Source organism: Flavobacterium endophyticum, assembly GCF_003634455.1.
GTDB lineage: Bacteria > Bacteroidota > Bacteroidia > Flavobacteriales > Flavobacteriaceae > Flavobacterium > Flavobacterium endophyticum.
On sequence record NZ_RBLC01000004.1, the window covers coordinates 12,328 to 30,801 of the forward strand.

The following is an 18,474-nucleotide window of genomic DNA, read 5'->3' on the forward strand; positions in this document are numbered from 1 at the left end:
GTAGTTTCAATAATAACCCTAAATTTAAATCAAAAATCTCAAATCAAAAGTAGCTCCTTTCCCTAAATCACTTACCACATTAATGGTTCCCTGATGTGCTTTTATAATCTGGTCGACATAATAAAGTCCGAGACCAAGGCCTTTGGCGTCATGAAGATCACCTTGTTCCACTCTGTAGAATTTATCAAATAGGAGGGAATGCTTGCTTTTTGAAATACCAATTCCATCGTCTGAAATGCTTATCGAAAACTCATTATTGAGTAACGAAGCTTTGACAGCAATGTTTTTACAACCGTATTTTACGGCATTTTCCAAGACATTGGTTATTGCTGTTGTCAAATGGAATTTATCGAGATTGAGGCTGATTTTTTGCGTATCAAGCTCTTTTGCAATCGAAATATTAGGATAGGCAATTTGGAAATCATTGACGATTGAATTCAAAAAATCGGGCATCGATACTTTTTCTTTGTGAAGTTCGATTTCTTCATAACCCAAAGAATTGGTCATTACTTGGTCAATCAAATTCTGCAATCGGTTATTCTGACGATTGATTGTTCCTAAAACAGTAGAAAAAGTCGCATCATTTTCTCGAATTTCTTTTCGTTCTAGAATTTTCGTCGAGACAGAAAGTGTCGTCAAAGGCGTTTTTAATTCATGGGTAATATTGTTGATAAAATCGGTTTTGATATCACTGATTTTTTTCTGTTTTATAAGTGCTTTTAAGGCAATCACAAATAAAGTAATTAAGGTCAATATTGAGAAAATAGCCAATACCAAAAGTAGCGTCATTCTTTTCAAAACGATAAATTCCCAGTTTTTGATGGAGACATATAAAGTGTCTTCAGTCAAAAGTTTATAATCAGAACTTAATTCTTGCTTTTTCAATGAACCGCTAGTCGTTCCGACATAATTCCGAATCAAGAAAGCATCGTCTAAGGAAGCCAAATCACCATATAACTTATTTTCAATAAAAGGCTTTTCGGCAAAAATAGTATCGGCTTCTTTTGTCGCGTCATAAATGACAAACTTGTCCAAGACAATGGCAAAGTCTATGGTCAAATCTGGAATCTCATTTTGGAATTCTTCTTGTAGTTTTCGAGTCAGTTCGCTTTTGAATTCGTTTTGCAGTAAAGCATTTTTGATGTGAAAACGAGTGCTTTTATCCCGAATATAATTTTCTGCAAGCTGTTTGTATAACAAGTCTTTTTTGTTGAAAATAGTCGTGTCGATGTCGCTGTAATCATTCGTTATCTTGGCAATTTTCGCCTTGATCTCTGAACGGAACTGCTCAACTTTATATTCATAAGTCGTTTTGACCAGATAATATTGTATGGCAGAAAGCACGACCAAAATAACAGCCGAAAATCCTATCAATAAGTTTATCTTTTTCTTCATGTTTAATGAATTACAAGCCAAAAATAAGCGATTTCTTCTTAAAAATAGACATTAACCCAGCATTAACCCAGCATTAACTTTCGCAATCTGTTTTTGAACCAATTTTGCCATAAACAATCGAATGACAATGCCAACTAATATAATAATGCTAGTTATGTTACTATTCTCAAAAATCTATTCGTATTCTCAAAAAGTCCCAGAAGATTTCGGCTACAGGCACATCGCTATGAAGTATCAAGACGAACCCGTCGATATTATTGTTATTTCTAAGAAAGGGGAAGAAAAAATTGCCAAGCCTATTTTCTTTTTCTGCCAAGGAAGCCTGCCACAGCCAGTTGTAAAATACGACGAAAAAGGATTGTTTAGTACGTTGCCTTTTGACGAAAATCCGTTTCTAGAAGACTACCATATTGTTATTGTCGGTAAGCCATTCATTCCTATAATTTCGGATGTAAATAAGTTAGGTCCCAATTATATGTACCTAAAAGACATTGAAAAGGAAATTGCTCCGAAAGGGTATACCGAAAGGAATTATTTAGATTATTATGTATTCCGGAACAATTTCGTATTGAAGCAGCTAGCTAAAGAACGCTGGGTAAAAGGCAAGAAATTAGTCGTGGCAGGACATTCTGAAGGAAGTACGATTGCTTCTAAAATGGCTTCGATTAATAAAAAAATCACGCATTTGATTTATTCTGGTGGCAATCCTTACGGAAGAATTATGAACATTTTGGCGCAAAGCAGAAGTTTCGACAATGATTCTATAAACGAAGGAAACAACACCATCGAATATTGGAAAAAAGTCGTGGCACATTCTAATGAAATCAATGCGACAAATGGAGATTCGTATAAAACAACCTACAGTTTTTCGTTGCCACAAAAGGAAAATCTGATGAACTTGATAATTCCAGTCCTAGTTTCTTACGGAACAAAAGATTGGTCGGCTTCCTTCAATGATTTATTCCAGATCGAGGCCATTCGCGAGAAAAAAGACAATTACACTTTTAAAAGCTATCTGAATCTAGAGCATAATTATTTTCCGATCAACAATGACGGAACAGTTAACCAAGAAATCTACAACTGGGATACGATAGCCGCGGATTGGTTAAAATGGCTTCATACTTTATAAGATGAGATATACTATTCTTTTAGCTGTCCTAGCTTTGGCTAGCAGCAATTCTTTTGCCCAAAATACAACGGAAAACGATACTTTAAACCAGATGGATGAAGTCGTGATTGAAGGGAATACCAAGACTTTTATTTATAAAAACGGAAACATTAAAGTAGATGTGGCAAATTCTATTTATAAGACTGTTCCGAATACTTTAGATCTTCTGTCAAAACTTCCAAAAATCCAGATAAGCCCAGATTTAGAAAAAATCTCGGTCATAGGCAAAGGAACTCCATTGATTTATATCGGCAATCAGAAAGTAGAAATGAACGACCTGAAGGCTTTGTCTGTGGAAGATATTAAAACGATAGAAATCATTGAGAATCCATCGTCTAAATATGAAGCCGAAGGCCGATCGGTTATTCTCATCACCAGAAAATTAAGCAAAAAAGAAGGTTTTCAGCTTGTTTTTTCTGAAACGGTAGCGTTTAAAAAGAAATTCAACAATTATTTAGGAGTAAACTCCAGCTTGAAATTAAGCAAGACCGAATTCAAAGCAAATTTCAATTATAATAAATTAAATCCTTGGGAAAGCAACGGCAGTGATTACAGGATTCCGAGTAGCAATATCGAATCCGATTATCTGGTTGCAGGTTATACAAAACGCGATAAATATGTTTTTGGAGCAGGAATTTACCATCAGATTAATGAGAACGAAGATTTTTCGTTGACGGCAAACGGAAGTTTTAAAAAAGATGATTTTGATTTTTCCACTGCGACGCATAGCAAAATTGATGAAGCTGAAAACAATATTAAGACTTTAGGAAAAACCAAAGGCGATGAAGGATTTATCAATTCCTTTCTCAATTACAATAAAAAGATAACCCAATGGGACGCTTCTTTTTTTGCGGGATTACAGTATTCCAATTACAATTCAGTATCTGCTAATAGTTCATCAAATAATTATAATGAAACCGTTTATAAACCTTTCCAGCAATTGAACGATGATTTTAATGTAAATGTTTTTGCTGGCCGAATTGATTTTGAGAAAAAAATCCATAACGAAATAAAACTAGAATTGGGAACCCAATATTCGTCAGCCGTTGCAAATACGAGTCTTGATATGGAGAATTTTGAACAGAATCTCAATCTAAATTCAAAATACAGGCTCAAAGAGAAGAATACAGCAGCTTATGCTCAATTGTCAGGAACGCTTATGAAGATGTCTTGGACGGCAGGAATTCGAGCAGAGAACACGATAATTTCAGGTCGCTATGCAGATGAATCAGCAACTTCTGTTGATAAAAAATATACCAATCTTTTTCCAAAAGCCCAGATAACGATTCCTATTGACAGTACAAAAACGTTAAGTTTCAATTATGCCAGAAGTATTTCTAGACCTGATTATTCCTCTACAAGCCAAGGTTTTACATATATCAATCCTTATTTTGCTTTTTCTAGCAATATCAACTTGAATCCGGCTATTACTAATGAAATTTCGGCTAACTTTCAATACAAAGACAAATCGGTAAAGTTCGTTTATTTTGAAAATAGGGATGTGATCAACTACGGATTTTTATATGAGGAACCGAAGCATTTATTGTTATACAGGCCTGAAAATTTTGATAAAGAAACAGGACATACTCTTGAAGCGGCACTGCCTTTTAGCAAGGGATTCTGGACTTCAGCAAATACGTTTAGCCTTATACTGAACAAGATTCAAGATGCCTCTGCTGTTGTAGGAAGTGCCAAGCCGTATGCGTACTATTATTCCAATCATGTTTTTAAGTTCCAAAACGGATGGCAGTTTTCGTTGACAGGCTGGGGACTCACAAACCGAAATGAAGGCGTTTTCCAAAGAAATTCTTTTTTCTTAATGGACGTGGCGGTTTCAAAGACTTTTTTCAAGAACCTTTCTTGTACTATAAATTACAATAATGTATTCAAGAATAGGACGTTTACTGAAAATTTTGAAGTCAGTAAAGTGAATTCTAGAGCTATTTTCTTTGTGGACAATTGTGAATTCTCAATTGCAATCCGATACACTTTAGGGAAAGTAAAGGATTCGATTTTTAAAGAAAAAGAAGTAAACGAAAATTCAAGTAGGATAAAGTAATGCCACGGATTCACACATCAATCAATCACAAAACAAACAGTTAACTTAACTAGCGAATTCGTGGGTTGCTCTATCTTAGCCTTCTTCTGTAGCGTCGATTTCATTTTTTACTTCTTCGTCATCATCACCATTCATCTCAAAAAATGAAAAAATGGAACCGCCATAACTTTTCTTAAAAGAAAAATTGATCATGTGGTCCAGCTTTGTGTATTTTGAATGCTCGATAATCATCATTCCGTCTTCTTGCAGAAGTTCGTTTGCAAAAATAAGCTCGACCAATTTTTCAAAAGTAGCTTGGTCTAGGTTATACGGAGGATCAGCAAAAATAATGTCGTATGAACTTTTGTTCTTTTCCACAAATTTAAATACGTCGCTTTTGATGCCGGCAATATTAAAATCAAATTCATCGGCTGTTTGCTTGATGAATTTTACGCAACCGAAATCGCCGTCAACGCAAGTAATATTGTCGCTGCCGCGCGACGCAAATTCATAGCTGATATTTCCAGTACCTGCAAACAGGTCTAAAACTTTTAATCCGTCGAAACTAAAATAATTGTTCAATACATTGAACAACGCTTCCTTGCTCATGTCTGTCGTTGGACGGACTGGCAGGCCTTTGGGTGGAGAAATTCTTCTTCCTTTATATTTCCCGGATATGATTCTCATTTATGAATTGAATAGTATAAAATATTTTAAATTTTCTGCTGTTGAAAAATCGTTGTGCTTTTGGGTATGAAATACATTCATCAGCGACACATTTCTGATATATCTGTAGGCAATTTTAAACAGGTCACTTTCTTCTGAAATTTCTCCCAGAAGTTGTAATTTCAGACTTTCAGGATTCAGCTTTAGCTGTTCGGCTGTAAAAAGTATATAATAAATGAAATCCTCTTTTGTCTGGTATTCGAAAGAATTAAACAGTAACAGTTTTTGGTTTTCTATCACAATAATCTCAAAATGCTCTTTTCCAACATGGACAAATATCTGCGTTTCCGAAATATTTTTTGAGCTCTCTAGCAACTTGGCAACTAAAATACTGTTCACGTGCAAATATTCAAAACTATCAAACTGATCCAGCAGATAATTGTTGAAATTCACATATGGAATGTAGACATTCACCATATCAAAAGGCTCTAAAGTGTCAAAAGCAAAAAAATCAGATTCAAAAACTTTTGTACTGTATTGCAGGTAGCTTCCCAAATAATTTTCATCAAATAGGGCTTTTGGCACAAATGCAGAAAGATTATTTTCGTGAATGACTACCACTTCGTCATAGGTTGTCGTGAGCTCTCGATAGTTGACAAAAGCCTGCCAATAGTGATCTTCAACCTTGATTGATTTTTCAAAATCATTAAAATCAACTTCTTTTACGAACAAAACAACCTGATTCAGAGTGTCAAAACAGCAAAACCGAAATCCATTCAAAGATACTTGAATCGAAAGTTTTCTGTATTTTTTTTCTGTTATGTTTGTGTTAGCCGACATTGAATTTTACTGATGTTCGCAAACTTACAATTTTTTGCGTCATGCTCTCATATTTATAAAGCAAAACTTGTCTTAAAGCTATAACTTTACACCAAATAACAAACCATGAATACGGCACTTTTCTACAAAACTCTAAAATCAAAGTTTCCTTTTAATCCTACGGTTAAACAGGATATTTTTTTCCAGAAAATTGCTGAATTTTTGACCAATACCAAACAAGACGAAATCTTTGTACTGAAAGGATATGCTGGAACCGGAAAAACAACCGTGATTTCAACGTTGGTCAATAACCTTACTGAGATAAATAAAAAATATGTGCTTCTGGCGCCAACGGGTCGTGCGGCGAAAGTTATTGCCAACTATTCTCAAAAGCCAGCGCATACGATTCACAAGAAAATCTATTACCCGAAAACAAAAGCAGGCGGAGTCAGTTTTACGACACAGCAGAACAAGCACAAGAATACTATTTTTATTGTCGATGAATCTTCGATGATTTCAGATTCTAGCAACGAAACGAGTATTTATGAAAATGGTTCGTTGCTCGACGATCTTATTTATTATGTGTATTCTGGAACCAACTGCAAGATGATTCTTTTGGGTGATACCGCGCAGCTGCCGCCTGTAAATCTTGATATTTCTCCAGCGCTTGACATTGACTTGCTCAATAGGAACTATAATATGGAGGTTTCTCATATCGAATTTGACGAAGTGATGCGTCAGGAAGAGAATTCTGGGATTTTATTTAACGCCACAGAACTTCGTGAACAGCTCAACGATGACTTCTTCGAAGATTTTAAATTTGATGTAAAACATTTTAAAGATATAGTACGGCTGACAGACGGCTATGATATCCAAGATGCGATTCATGGAGCATATAGTAATTACGGATTGGAAGACACTGCATTTATCGTACGTTCCAACAAAAGGGCCAATGCTTACAATCAGCAGATCAGGACCAGGATTCTCGATAAGGAAAGTGAACTTTCTACTGGAGATTTCCTGATGGTCGTAAAAAATAATTATTTTTGGCTCAAGGATTCCACTGAAACCGATTTTATTGCCAACGGCGATATCATTGAAGTACTGGAAATTTACAAGATACAAGAATTATACAGTTTTAAATTCGCAACTGTAAAAATAAGAATGGTGGATTATCCGAACCAGATTCCTTTTGAAACGGTACTGATTTTAGATACTTTGACCAGCGAATCGGCTTCATTGACTTATGAGGAATCCAACAGACTGTATCAAGAAGTAATGCTGGATTATGAGGACGAAAGAAGCAATTACAGGAAATTTCAAAAAGTAAAAGAAAACAAGTATTTCAATGCGTTGCAGGTGAAATTTTCATACGCAATTACCTGTCACAAATCGCAAGGTGGCCAATGGAATACGGTGTTTGTCGAACAGCCTTATTTGCCAAACGGAATTGACAGGGATTATATCCGCTGGCTATATACGGCAATTACGAGAGCAAAAGACAAGTTGTATTTGATTGGTTTTAAGGATGAAAATTTTATAGAGAGTTGATAGATTATAGTTGATAGATTATAGTTGATAATTGATAGCCAGAAATCTAAAATCATAAATCAAAAATTTTAAAACGATAATTTCAAGTTAATGACAATAATAGCAGTTATTCCAGCGCGTTACGCTTCAACACGATTTCATGCCAAGCTCATGCAGGATTTGGGAGGAAAGACAGTAATTACAAGAACCTATGAAGCAGCGGTTTCTACTCATCTGTTTGATGATGTTTTTGTAGCAACGGATTCCGATTTAATTTTTAATGAAATTGTTTCCAATGGAGGCAAAGCCATTATGAGCAAGAAGGAACATGAATCCGGAAGTGACAGGATCGCAGAAGCTGTTGAAGATTTGGATGTTGATATTGTCGTAAACGTGCAAGGCGATGAGCCTTTTATCAATAAAGAACCGCTCGAAAAGCTTTTAGATGTTTTTAGAAATGATGCGTCACATCAGATTGATTTGGCTTCTTTGATGCGTGAAATAAAAGATAAGGAAGAAATTGCAAATCCCAACAACGTAAAAGTAATTGTTGACCAAAGCGGATTGGCGTTATACTTTTCGCGTTCCGTAATTCCATATCCAAGAGATGAAAATGCAGGTGTTCGCTATTTTCAGCATATCGGCATCTATGCTTTTAGAAAGCCGGCCTTGTTGGATTTTTACAGCCTTCCGATGAAATCTTTAGAAGCTTCAGAAAAACTAGAGCAGCTTCGTTATCTCGAATACGGCAAGAAAATAAAAATGGTCGAAACCACACATGTCGGAATCGGAATTGATACAGCTGAGGATTTAGAAAAAGCGAGGAAGTTAGTGTAGCTATTTTTTCTCTAAAATAATCAGCTCATTATGCTCTTCGACTCTTGGAATCGTTCGGGCAGTATATAATTCCGTATTTACGTTTTCTAGGTATTTTTTATTTCGGAGATTGTCTTTGTCAGAAAGACACATCGTATTGAAAAGAATGATTCCTTTATCCTTTAAAAGAAAGCAAGTGCGATTTTGGAAAAATTCTTCGAAAAGAAAATTAGGCATCGTCGTATCTTGAAAAATATCAATAATAATCAGATCGTATTTATTTTTGGTTTTCAAGACAAATTCAAAAGCATCATCAATGACGATTTCCAGATTAGAAATTTTGTCGAGATTAAAATAAGAGTTGGCAATTTTTATTATTTCGGGATCAATTTCTACGCCCGTAATTCTTCCTTTAAACTTGATTTCTTCAGTTAAAGTTTTGATTACGCTTCCGCCTGCAACTCCAAGAACAATAATATGTTCCATTTTTAAAATAGTCTTAAAACCGATACTGTCTAATCCTTTACGGAGAATTCTCTGTAGGCTTCCATAGGAGTAATTCGTGTTTTTAGAATCTAATACCAATTCGCCATTAGTCCATGTGATTTCTAGATTTTTACTCACGGATGACTTTTGCTTATGGATATTTATGGGGATGATGTAGCTGAATAATCGTTTTAGCACAAAATTTATTTTGCCCAAAAATAAGGATAAATGTTACATTTACAGAAAATAATACGGCATGAAGCGCTTTATTTATAAAATTATTTTTTTCAATATGATGGGATGGCGCATCAAAGGAAAGATGGATCCCGAAATCAAGAAATGTATAATTATAGTGGTGCCTCATACTAGTTGGCATGATTTTTATATTGGTCTTTTTGCTAGAGGAATAATCGGTCTTGAAATGCATTATGTTGCGAAAAAAGAACTTTTCAAATTTCCATTCGGATTTTATTTCCGATGGATGGGAGGGGCGCCATTGGACAGAAGTTCCAGACAAAATACTGTAGAAGCCATTGCCGAAATTTTCAAAAAAAGAGCAATTTTCCGATTGGCTATTGCTCCAGAAGGAACCCGGAAAAAAGTTTCCGACTGGAAGACAGGTTTTTATTATATCGCACTAAAAGCAGAAGTTCCGATAGTTCCAGTTGCTTTTGATTATTCAAAAAAAGAAGTCATACTTCATGATGCTTTTTATCCTACAGGCGATATACAAAACGACTTCTTATTGTTGAAAAATAACTACAAAGGTGTAGTAGGAAGAATTCCAGAATACGGATTTGAAGTTTAAATAAAACCATACTTTATTTTTTTTCGTAATTAAGGTTATGTCCAACCATTTAATAACCAAAAAATTATGAAAAAGAATTTATTTTTAACTGTATTGTCATTTGGAAGCCTAGGATTTGTTTCGTGTACAAGTGATGACGATTCTAATGGAGGCTCTACTACGCCGCAACTTGAATTATTTGCTTCAAGCAATACCAGCGGAACGATTACTTACACCGATTTATTAGCGTCAATGCCTACAGCCAGAGCTTTTACTACAGGTTCGGTAGATGCTGATGGTATTTATTTTGATGATGATCGCGATGAAGTAATTATTGCTTCAAGAACAAACAACAGGCTAGAGGTTTATGGCAATTTTAGGAATACATTGTTGACACCTGTAACATCTTTAACGATGACGGCAAGCAGTACGACTGGCGATTTTACCAATGCTAGAGAAATTGCTGTAGATGGAAGCAGGGTAGTTGTCGTGCAAGACCAAGCCGAAATCAATGGAAATGTGAACAAGCTTTTTGTGTATCAAAGAACTTCCACAGGATTTACGTTAGAAAAAACATTTACTATCGGCTTTAAGCTTTGGGGAATCGATATCGAAGACGGAAACTTGTACGCTGTAGTTGATCTTACCGGAGATATTGCTGTCTTCAATTCTGTTTTTTCAAAACCAACAGGGGCGCTGTCGCCAGACAAAAGAGTCACTATCGAAGGATTAACTAGAACGCACGGAATTACCTATTCTGATGATGATAACACGATGATTTTAACAGATGTAGGTTTAGCTACTTCAGCTACTGATGGAGGTATTGTCGTAATTGAAAATTTCAATTTTGTTTTTTCTTCAACAGCATCTGGAGGAACTATTTCTTTGTCCAATCAGAAAAGAATTTACGGTCCGAATTCATTATTAGGAAACCCAGTAGATGTTTCTTACGATGATGAAACAAATAAGATTTATGTAGCTGAAAGGCTTAACGGTGGAGGACAAGTATTAAGTTTTGCTTATCCAACAACTGCTCAAGCAGATGCTACACCATTAACAGTAAGATTAGAACCAGGTGTAACCGGAATATACTTAAGAAGGGATTAAACTTTGTGTTTGTTTTATTGGTTTGGAAAGCCTTAGCTCTTGTGGTGAGTTAAGGCTTTCCGTTTTTTATACGTCCTATTGAGGCTGGTATTCTTTAAAAGTCCCGTTTTTATAGAAGATAATAATCCTTTCCACTTTATCATCGTTGGAAAAGTTCACGGGATAAAGCGCATCTTTCTTAAAATCAGATTGATTTTTATGTTCGGTCGGATTTGAAATAGGAGCATGGACTTCTGACTGAGTATTGTTATTTTTTGGAAAATCTCCTTTTCCGTTTAAAATCCAATACAAATCTACTTCGGGAAAAACTTCCAAAATTTTTAATATAAAATCAAGACTAGGCTTGTTTCTTCCTGATAAAAGATGCGACATGCTCGAGCGCTGTACGCCAATTTTATCAGCAAAGGAAGAAGCAGTAAGGCTATAATAGTCAAGTATTTTTTCTAGCCTTTTTATGAAATCTTCAATGTTTACCATTGTGAATTTGTTTTTAAAGAAATAAGAGTTACAAATGTAAACATAATAATGATTCAGAGGTAGTTTACAATTGTAACCGAGATAGAAACGCAACAATACAGCTTTAATTAACTATATGTAAGTAATTGATTAAATGTAATTTAGTTTATTATTTATAAAGTGAAATAACGAATGTTAAAGTTTATACAAAAGTAAACTATCTAGCCATACTTAATTGTTTACATAGTTAAACTATAGTGGTAAAAAATCAATTTACAATTGTAAAAAATAAGATGTTTACTTTTGTAAATCTAAATTTTCAACAATGGATTTCGAAAAACTCTTCAAGGATAGTAAGGAAGAATCATTATATGGTAGATATATAACTCTTGAAAAAATAGAGCCGTTGCTGAAGGCCCTAAACAAAAATAATAACCTACATATAATTGGACAATCTGTCTTAGGAAATCCAATTTATTCCTATACAATTGGAACCGGCAAAACCAAAATACTTTTATGGTCGCAGATGCACGGGAATGAAAGCACGACTACAAAGGCGCTTTTTGACTTATTAAAATTGCTGAATAGTAATTCAGATCTTGCAGTTGAGTTATTGAAAAGTTTTACTTTTTTAGCTATCCCAATGCTTAATCCTGACGGTGCTGCAAGCTATACCCGAATAAATGCCAATGGAATTGATCTGAATCGAGACTTTCAAGAACTGACACAGCCCGAAAGCCAGTTGTTAAGGAAGGTCTATGAAGATTTTAAGCCCGATTTCTGCTATAATCTCCACGATCAGCGTACAATCTTTGCAGCTGGAGATACAAATAAACCAGCAACAGTTTCCTTTTTAGCGCCTTCTTTTAATGAAGCAAGAGGCGTTAATAGTGTGCGTGAAAAAGCAATGGAGGTAATCGTTGCAATGGATGCTGTCTTGCAAGAATTTATTCCAAACCAAGTAGGGCGGTTTGATGATGGATTCAACCTAAATTGTGTCGGTGATACTTTTACCTATTTAGGCGCGCCGACGATTTTGTTTGAAGCTGGACATTATCAAGAAGATTACCAGCGAGAAAATACGCGAAAATTTATTTTTATTGCGCTTGTTTCAGGATTGAAATTCATTTACGAAAACGATATAGTTCGTAACGAAACAAATAAATATTTCAATATTCCTCAAAATAAACCTATTTTTTATGATTTGATTTATAAAAATATCAAAATTCGCTATGATAATAAACAAATTATTACGAATTTTGCAATTCAATTTTCGGAAGTTTTAGATAAAGGCGAGATAAAGTTCGTGGCCGTAATTGCTGAAATCGGAGAATTGCATCACAATTTCGGACATTTTGAATATGATGCTGAAGGTGCTGCATATTCTGATCAGAATGATAATATTCCGAAATTAGGTCAAAAAGCTGATTTTTATTTATCAGAAAAAGTTAAAATTGTTAATGGATTGCCAAATGTTTAACGATTTACTTTTTTTATTGAAAAAAAATTAATTTTTTTGTAGTCGAATTTGAAAACAAATACAAACATAAAATTATATGAATAAGTTTCGTTTAGATGAAGTTGATCATCAGATATTAGATATGCTGATTGACAATACAAGAGTTCCTTTTACAGATATTGCAAAAAAATTATTAATTTCTGCAGGAACAGTTCACGTGAGAGTTAAGAAAATGGAAGAAGCTGGTATTATCATGGGCTCTTCTTTGACGTTGAATTACGAGAAATTAGGATATTCTTTTATTGCATATGTGGGAGTTTTTCTTCATAATACATCACAAACTAAGTTTGTCTTGGAAAGAATCAACGAAATTCCTTTTGTGACAGTAGCTCACGTTACTACAGGAAAATTCAATATTTTCTGCAAAATCCGCGCAATGGATACAAAACATGCTAAAGAAGTCATCTTTATGATTGATGATATCGAAGGTGTTTACAGAACAGAAACAATGATTTCTCTTGATGAGAGCATCAATGATAAAAAACGTCTGATGCACACTATCTTCAAGGATATGTAATCTTTTGATAAAATATTTTTTAAGACCCTCTTGTGAAAACTTGAGGGTTTTTTTATTAATTTAAGGCAAAATTATTGAAATGTATACATCCCCAAAATTAGAAAGATTTGAAGAAAACGTACTTGCTAAGTATCAGATATACAATAGTATTTTAATTACCCTTCCATTCGATAATATTGGCAATACCGGAATCTTGTTGCCGCTTTTTGCCGAAGTCTGTGAGTCTGGCTTCAAAAAGCAATGGAAGCCGCAGCAGATAATCGACTATTTTTCAGAAAAATACCTAGATAATGCTTCTGAAAAAGAAAAAATCGATCTGATGTTCCGGTTTATTCAATATGTAGAAAGGCAGGTTGTTTTGTTTGATGCCATTGAAGACGCTGCTTTTTCAACCGTCAACAATTTAGATGGCGCAAATTCGCTTAGAAATACAAAAGATAAGGCTGAATCCAAAGACAATCTCAAAGAACTAAAAGCTTTTTTTGAAGAATTTAAAATCCGTACGGTACTGACGGCGCATCCTACACAGTTTTATCCAGGGTCAGTTTTGGGTATCATTACAGATCTCGAAGAAGCTATCAAAGGCAATAATCTAAAAAGGATTAAAGAATTGCTGGCTCAATTAGGAAAAACACCTTTTATTAAAAAAGAAAAGCCTACTCCGTTTGATGAGGCTGTGAGCTTGACATGGTACTTGGAAAATGTCTTTTATGAAACAGCCGGAAAAATGATGCATTTCTTTCAGAAAAACATCTTTGAAGGGGAATTACCAAAAAATCAGATATTAAATTTAGGATTCTGGCCAGGAGGCGATCGTGACGGAAATCCTTTTGTGACGACCGACATCACTTTGCAGGTGACAGAAAGGTTACGGACATCTATCTTGAAATGCTATTATAAGGACATCAGAAATTTGAAAAGAAAGCTCACTTTCCATCAGGTTGATAACCTATGGACAGAACTAGAGCACAAGATTTACCGTTCCGTATTTTATTCTGAAGGCGATCTTTATATCACGCTTGATGAGATGAAAACGACATTGCAGGAAGTAAGAAGCAGAATAATCGAAAATCACCAATCGTTATATCTGGACGATCTGGATGAATTCATCAACAAAGTAAATCTTTTCGGTTTTTATTTCGCGACTTTGGATATCCGCCAAAACAGTAAAATCCATGATGCCGTTTTTAAGGATATAGTTAAAGTCACTAATGAGCGAAAACTGTCGCTTTTTCCTGAAAACTATACTTCATTAGCTGAAAAAGAAAAGATTGCCATAATCACTGAAGCAAAAGCAAAGTTGGATTCCGAATGGTTCGAAGACGATATAACAAAAGCAACAGTTGAATCAATCTATGCAATCAAGAAAATACAAGAACAGAATGGCGAACTAGGGGCAAACCGTTATATTATCAGCAATAACCAAAGCGCTTTGAATGTTTTGGAGGCTTATGCCTTGTTTCAATTGTGCGGTTGGGAAGACCCAGCAGTAGATATTGTGCCGCTTTTTGAAACAGTTGATGATTTAGAAAATGCTGAGCAAGTTATGAAGACTCTTTATACAAATCAGTCGTATTCTGCACATCTAAAACGCAGGAACAATAAACAGACAATCATGTTAGGCTTTTCTGACGGAACAAAAGATGGAGGGTATTTGATGGCCAACTGGAGTATTTATAAGGCTAAAGAAGCATTGACTTCAATTTCAAGAGAATATGGAATTGAAGTAGTTTTCTTTGACGGAAGAGGCGGACCGCCAGCGAGAGGAGGAGGTAAGACGCATAAGTTTTATGCCTCACTTGGACCGAATATCGAAAATAATGAAATTCAGATTACCATACAGGGCCAAACGATCAGTTCTAATTTTGGGACTTTGGATTCTTGTCGCTATAATTTGGAGAATCTGTTGAGTGCTGGTGCGGCGAATCAAGTCTTTTATAAAGGAGAAAACGAACTTTCTGAAAAAGAAAAACAGATTTTGGAAGAACTTTCGCAGATCAGCTACAAAGAATACACAGACTTTAAAAATCATCCGAAATTTATTCCTTATCTCGAAAGAAGAAGTGCGCTTAAATATTATGCGATGGCAAATATAGGAAGCCGTCCTTCAAAAAGAAGCCAGTCGGCACAGCTTGATTTTAATGATCTAAGAGCGATTCCTTTCGTTGGAGCTTGGAGTCAGCTAAAGCAAAATGTTCCAGGTTTTTTCGGTGTAGGTTCTGCGCTGAGACATTTTGAAGAAAACGGCAACTGGCAGCAGGTAGAAGATCTGTATGCGCATTCGCTTTTCTTTAAGACGTTGATTGAAAATAGTATGATGTCTTTAGCAAAATCTTTCTTCCCGCTTACGGCTTATATGAAAGAAGATGCTGAATTTGGTGAATTTTGGGAGATCATATTTAACGAATTTGAAGAAACCAAAAGACTGCTTTTAAAGATATCTGGTTTTGAGTCGCTTATGGAAAACTATCCTGACGGAAAAGCGTCTATACAGATGAGAGAGCAGATCGTACTTCCGCTATTGACGATCCAGCAATATGCCTTATCAAAGATTAACGAGATGGGTAATGAAAACCAAGACGAACTGCTCAAAATATACGAAAAGATTGTAATGCGTTCTCTTTTCGGAAATATTAATGCCAGCAGAAATTCCGCTTAAAAAGATATTAAACTATGAAAACAAGCCAACTGTTACAGACAGAATATGCTCCTTATTACGCTACTTATATTTCAAAAGTAGAAGAAGCCGATTTAGTTGAAGAACTTGAAATTTCGGTACACGAATTTATAAAATTTGTACAAAATATCCCTTTAGATAAATATGATTACAGCTACGCTGAAGGAAAATGGACCATAAAAGATATTATCCAACATCTGATGGATTCAGAAAGGATTTTTACTTACAGAGCTTTGAGAATTGCCAGAAATGATAAGACTCCGTTGGCTTCATTCGAAGAAAATGAGTATGCAGCAATAGCAGGTGCCAATCAAAGAAGCATTCGGGATTTATTGACAGAACTGGCAATCGTGAGGCAATCGACTATAGCTTTATTCAAGACTTTTAGTGAAGATGTCTTGAAAAGAATTGGCGTAGCTTCCGGATATGACGTATCAGTCCGTGCTTTAGGAGTTATAATTATAGGACACCAAAAACACCATCAGAGAATATTTATGGAACGCTATTTATAGCTTGGAGAAATAACGTGTTCCTGTTAGGATATCGATTATCTGTACAATTGCAAACAAGATAAATACAAATAAAAACAGAACGATACCTTTTTCTTTGACGTGTTTGTTTCTTGAAAATAGCGATATCACAAATAGGAGGAAAGCTATAGGTACTACAAGTTTGAAACCTCGCGTGATTTCAAACATTCTTAAATAGATTCCTAAAATGGCAAGGCCCCACAATAAGAAGATTATTTTTAGCGCGATTAAAGTCTTAAAGTCAAACCATTCCTGGCAATGTTTCTCTTTTCCGTTGCTTCTAAATAAATGCATGATATGTTTAGATTGGTGGTAGAGTATAAAAATATAAAAATTCTATTTATTTTAAGATAAATGTCGCTATAAGTATAAAAATAAACGATAAATTACATGTATTTATCTTGTAAATTGTTAAAATTAAAGTTTGTAAGATTTGATTTAAAATAGAAAAGGAGCTCTATTGGAGCTCCTTTTCTATTTATAGAGAAAGTGATTAGTCTTCGTCGTCTTCATCTTCATCGTCAGCGATATCAGAAATATCCCTGTCGTCTTCATCTTCGTCGTCTAGTTCTATTTTTTCTTCTTTTTCATCCTCGTCGTCATCGTCAGCATCATCATCTAGATCAAGATCTTTGATAGCGTCCATTGGCACTACTACATCTTCAAGATCATCATCTTCATCAAAGTTTTCAATTCTGCTGGCAAGCTTCGTACTCACTTTTACCAGATAGATAGTGTCTTCTGTTCTAACTTCGACAGCCTCAACCAATTCGTTTTTGGCATTCCTAAAGCGGATGATGTTGGAATCATCATATCCATCAGGAAATTTTTCGACGAGCAAAGTCAGAATTTCGTTGGTTAGTTTAGAATAATCTACAATAATTCTTTTCATAAATTTTTATTATAAGTCTAGTAGGTAAGCAAAAATTAATGGCGCCACAATGGTAGCATCCGACTCAATAACAAATTTTGGAGTGTTGATATCTAATTTACCCCAAGTAATTTTTTCATTTGGAACTGCTCCAGAATACGAACCATAACTGGTCGTTGAATCTGAAATCTGGCAGAAATAGCTCCAGAAAGGAACATCATGCATTTCCATATCCTGATAAAGCATTGGAACAACACAGATAGGGAAGTCACCGGCAATTCCTCCACCAATTTGGAAGAAGCCAACTCCGTTGTTACTGTTCTTAGTATACCAATCAGCAAGGAAAGTCATGTATTCGATTCCTGATTTCATGGTAGATGCTTTTAGTTCTCCTTTGATTACATAAGAAGCAAAAATATTACCCATTGTGCTATCTTCCCATCCTGGTACGATGATAGGCAGGTTTTTTTCAGCAGCAGCATACATCCAGCTGTCTTTTAGGTCAATTTCATAATATTCTTCCAGAACGCCAGAAAGAAGCATCTTGTACATGAATTCATGCGGGAAATAACGTTCTCCAGCATCTTCAGCATCTTTCCAGATTTTATGGATGTGTTTTTGCAATCTTCTGAAAGCTTCATGCTCAGGGATGCAAGTGTCTGTAACACGGTTTAATCCTCTTTCTAATAAATCCCATTCTTGCTGTGGCGTCAAATCACGGTAATTTGGAACTCTTTCGTAGTGAGAATGCGCGACAAGATTCATGATATCCTCTTCAAGGTTGGCTCCTGTACATGAAATAATCTGAACTTTATCTTTTCTGATCATTTCAGCGAAAATCTTTCCAATTTCGGCTGTACTCATAGCTCCAGCAAGAGTTACCATCATTTTTGCACCGTTCTGTAATTGTTGCTCATAAGCTTTTGCTGCATCAACTACAGTTGCAGAATTGAAATGCAGGTAGTACTTTTCAATAAACTGACTGATTGGTCCTTTACTCATTTTGTTTTTTGTTAGTTTCTTTTTCAATGTTTGCTCCGAATCGATTCAAAATTTGGATTTTTGAAAAGTGGTTAATCGGATGGTTTTGAT

18 protein-coding genes are annotated in these 18,474 nt (G+C 35.1%); 10 read left to right on the top strand and 8 right to left on the bottom strand.

Annotated elements, in window-relative coordinates; genetic code table 11:
• Positions 1–24: 24 nt before the first annotated feature.
• On the bottom strand, positions 25–1,395 hold the full coding sequence (locus CLV94_RS13140; RefSeq protein ID WP_121376963.1) for a sensor histidine kinase: 1,371 nt from the start codon (positions 1,393–1,395) through the stop codon (positions 25–27).
• Between the two features lie 154 nt (positions 1,396–1,549).
• On the opposite strand from CLV94_RS13140, the gene CLV94_RS13145 reads away from it, so the two are divergent.
• Entirely contained in the window at positions 1,550–2,524 is a 975-nt protein-coding gene (locus CLV94_RS13145; RefSeq protein WP_170148805.1) for an alpha/beta hydrolase, read from the top strand.
• A 1-nt stretch (position 2,525) separates the two neighbouring features.
• Positions 2,526–4,622: an outer membrane beta-barrel family protein gene (locus CLV94_RS13150; protein ID WP_121376965.1), complete on the top strand. Its 2,097-nt coding sequence runs from the start codon at positions 2,526–2,528 to the stop codon at positions 4,620–4,622.
• A gap of 75 nt (positions 4,623–4,697) precedes the next feature.
• On the opposite strand, the gene CLV94_RS13155 is transcribed toward CLV94_RS13150, so the two are convergent.
• Positions 4,698–5,288: an RsmD family RNA methyltransferase gene (locus CLV94_RS13155; protein WP_121376966.1), complete on the bottom strand. Its 591-nt coding sequence runs from the start codon at positions 5,286–5,288 to the stop codon at positions 4,698–4,700.
• Positions 5,289–6,107, bottom strand: coding sequence for a DUF3822 family protein (locus tag CLV94_RS13160; protein WP_121376967.1), 819 nt, complete (start codon positions 6,105–6,107; stop codon positions 5,289–5,291).
• A gap of 105 nt (positions 6,108–6,212) precedes the next feature.
• Here CLV94_RS13160 and CLV94_RS13165 point away from each other — a divergent pair, with 105 nt between their 5' ends.
• On the top strand, positions 6,213–7,637 hold the full coding sequence (locus CLV94_RS13165) for an ATP-dependent DNA helicase (RefSeq protein ID WP_121376968.1): 1,425 nt from the start codon (positions 6,213–6,215) through the stop codon (positions 7,635–7,637).
• A gap of 90 nt (positions 7,638–7,727) precedes the next feature.
• Positions 7,728–8,453 (top strand): 3-deoxy-manno-octulosonate cytidylyltransferase, encoded by a 726-nt coding sequence (gene kdsB, locus CLV94_RS13170; RefSeq protein WP_121376969.1) that lies wholly within the window; start codon positions 7,728–7,730, stop codon positions 8,451–8,453.
• Here kdsB and CLV94_RS13175 read toward each other — a convergent pair whose 3' ends face one another.
• Entirely contained in the window at positions 8,454–9,116 is a 663-nt protein-coding gene (locus CLV94_RS13175; protein ID WP_121377228.1) for a spermidine synthase, read from the bottom strand.
• Positions 9,117–9,174: 58 nt separating this feature from the next.
• Here CLV94_RS13175 and CLV94_RS13180 point away from each other — a divergent pair, with 58 nt between their 5' ends.
• Both CLV94_RS13180 and CLV94_RS13185 read left to right on the top strand, forming a co-directional pair.
• Positions 9,175–9,726, top strand: a complete 552-nt coding sequence (locus CLV94_RS13180) for a 1-acyl-sn-glycerol-3-phosphate acyltransferase (protein WP_121376970.1) — start codon at positions 9,175–9,177, stop codon at positions 9,724–9,726.
• A 66-nt stretch (positions 9,727–9,792) separates the two neighbouring features.
• A complete protein-coding gene (locus tag CLV94_RS13185; protein ID WP_121376971.1) occupies positions 9,793–10,812 on the top strand; it encodes a YncE family protein in 1,020 nt (339 codons plus the stop codon).
• A 75-nt stretch (positions 10,813–10,887) separates the two neighbouring features.
• Here the strand turns inward: CLV94_RS13185 and CLV94_RS13190 are convergent, their stop codons facing one another.
• A complete protein-coding gene (locus tag CLV94_RS13190; protein WP_121376972.1) occupies positions 10,888–11,289 on the bottom strand; it encodes a helix-turn-helix domain-containing protein in 402 nt (133 codons plus the stop codon).
• Positions 11,290–11,593: 304 nt separating this feature from the next.
• Here CLV94_RS13190 and CLV94_RS13195 point away from each other — a divergent pair, with 304 nt between their 5' ends.
• From CLV94_RS13195 to CLV94_RS13210, 4 genes are all read left to right on the top strand, one after another.
• Complete coding sequence (locus CLV94_RS13195; protein ID WP_121376973.1) at positions 11,594–12,748, top strand: M14 family metallopeptidase; 1,155 nt, start codon at positions 11,594–11,596, stop codon at positions 12,746–12,748.
• 76 nt (positions 12,749–12,824) lie between these two features.
• Positions 12,825–13,304, top strand: coding sequence for an Lrp/AsnC family transcriptional regulator (locus tag CLV94_RS13200; protein WP_056067456.1), 480 nt, complete (start codon positions 12,825–12,827; stop codon positions 13,302–13,304).
• A 79-nt stretch (positions 13,305–13,383) separates the two neighbouring features.
• Positions 13,384–15,963: a phosphoenolpyruvate carboxylase gene (locus CLV94_RS13205; RefSeq protein ID WP_121376974.1), complete on the top strand. Its 2,580-nt coding sequence runs from the start codon at positions 13,384–13,386 to the stop codon at positions 15,961–15,963.
• A 14-nt stretch (positions 15,964–15,977) separates the two neighbouring features.
• Positions 15,978–16,493, top strand: a complete 516-nt coding sequence (locus tag CLV94_RS13210) for a DinB family protein (RefSeq protein ID WP_121376975.1) — start codon at positions 15,978–15,980, stop codon at positions 16,491–16,493.
• Here CLV94_RS13210 and CLV94_RS13215 read toward each other — a convergent pair.
• The 3 genes from CLV94_RS13215 to CLV94_RS13225 all read right to left on the bottom strand — a co-directional run bounded on the left by CLV94_RS13215 (position 16,488) and on the right by CLV94_RS13225 (position 18,384).
• The gene (locus tag CLV94_RS13215) at positions 16,488–16,805 is read right to left on the bottom strand and encodes a hypothetical protein (protein WP_121376976.1); all 318 of its coding nucleotides are present in this window, start codon (positions 16,803–16,805) and stop codon (positions 16,488–16,490) included. The genes CLV94_RS13210 and CLV94_RS13215 overlap by 6 nt on opposite strands.
• Before the next feature lie 199 nt (positions 16,806–17,004).
• Entirely contained in the window at positions 17,005–17,403 is a 399-nt protein-coding gene (locus tag CLV94_RS13220) for a DNA primase (protein ID WP_121376977.1), read from the bottom strand.
• Between the two features lie 9 nt (positions 17,404–17,412).
• Entirely contained in the window at positions 17,413–18,384 is a 972-nt protein-coding gene (locus CLV94_RS13225; protein ID WP_121377229.1) for a deoxyhypusine synthase family protein, read from the bottom strand.
• Positions 18,385–18,474 lie beyond the last annotated feature (90 nt).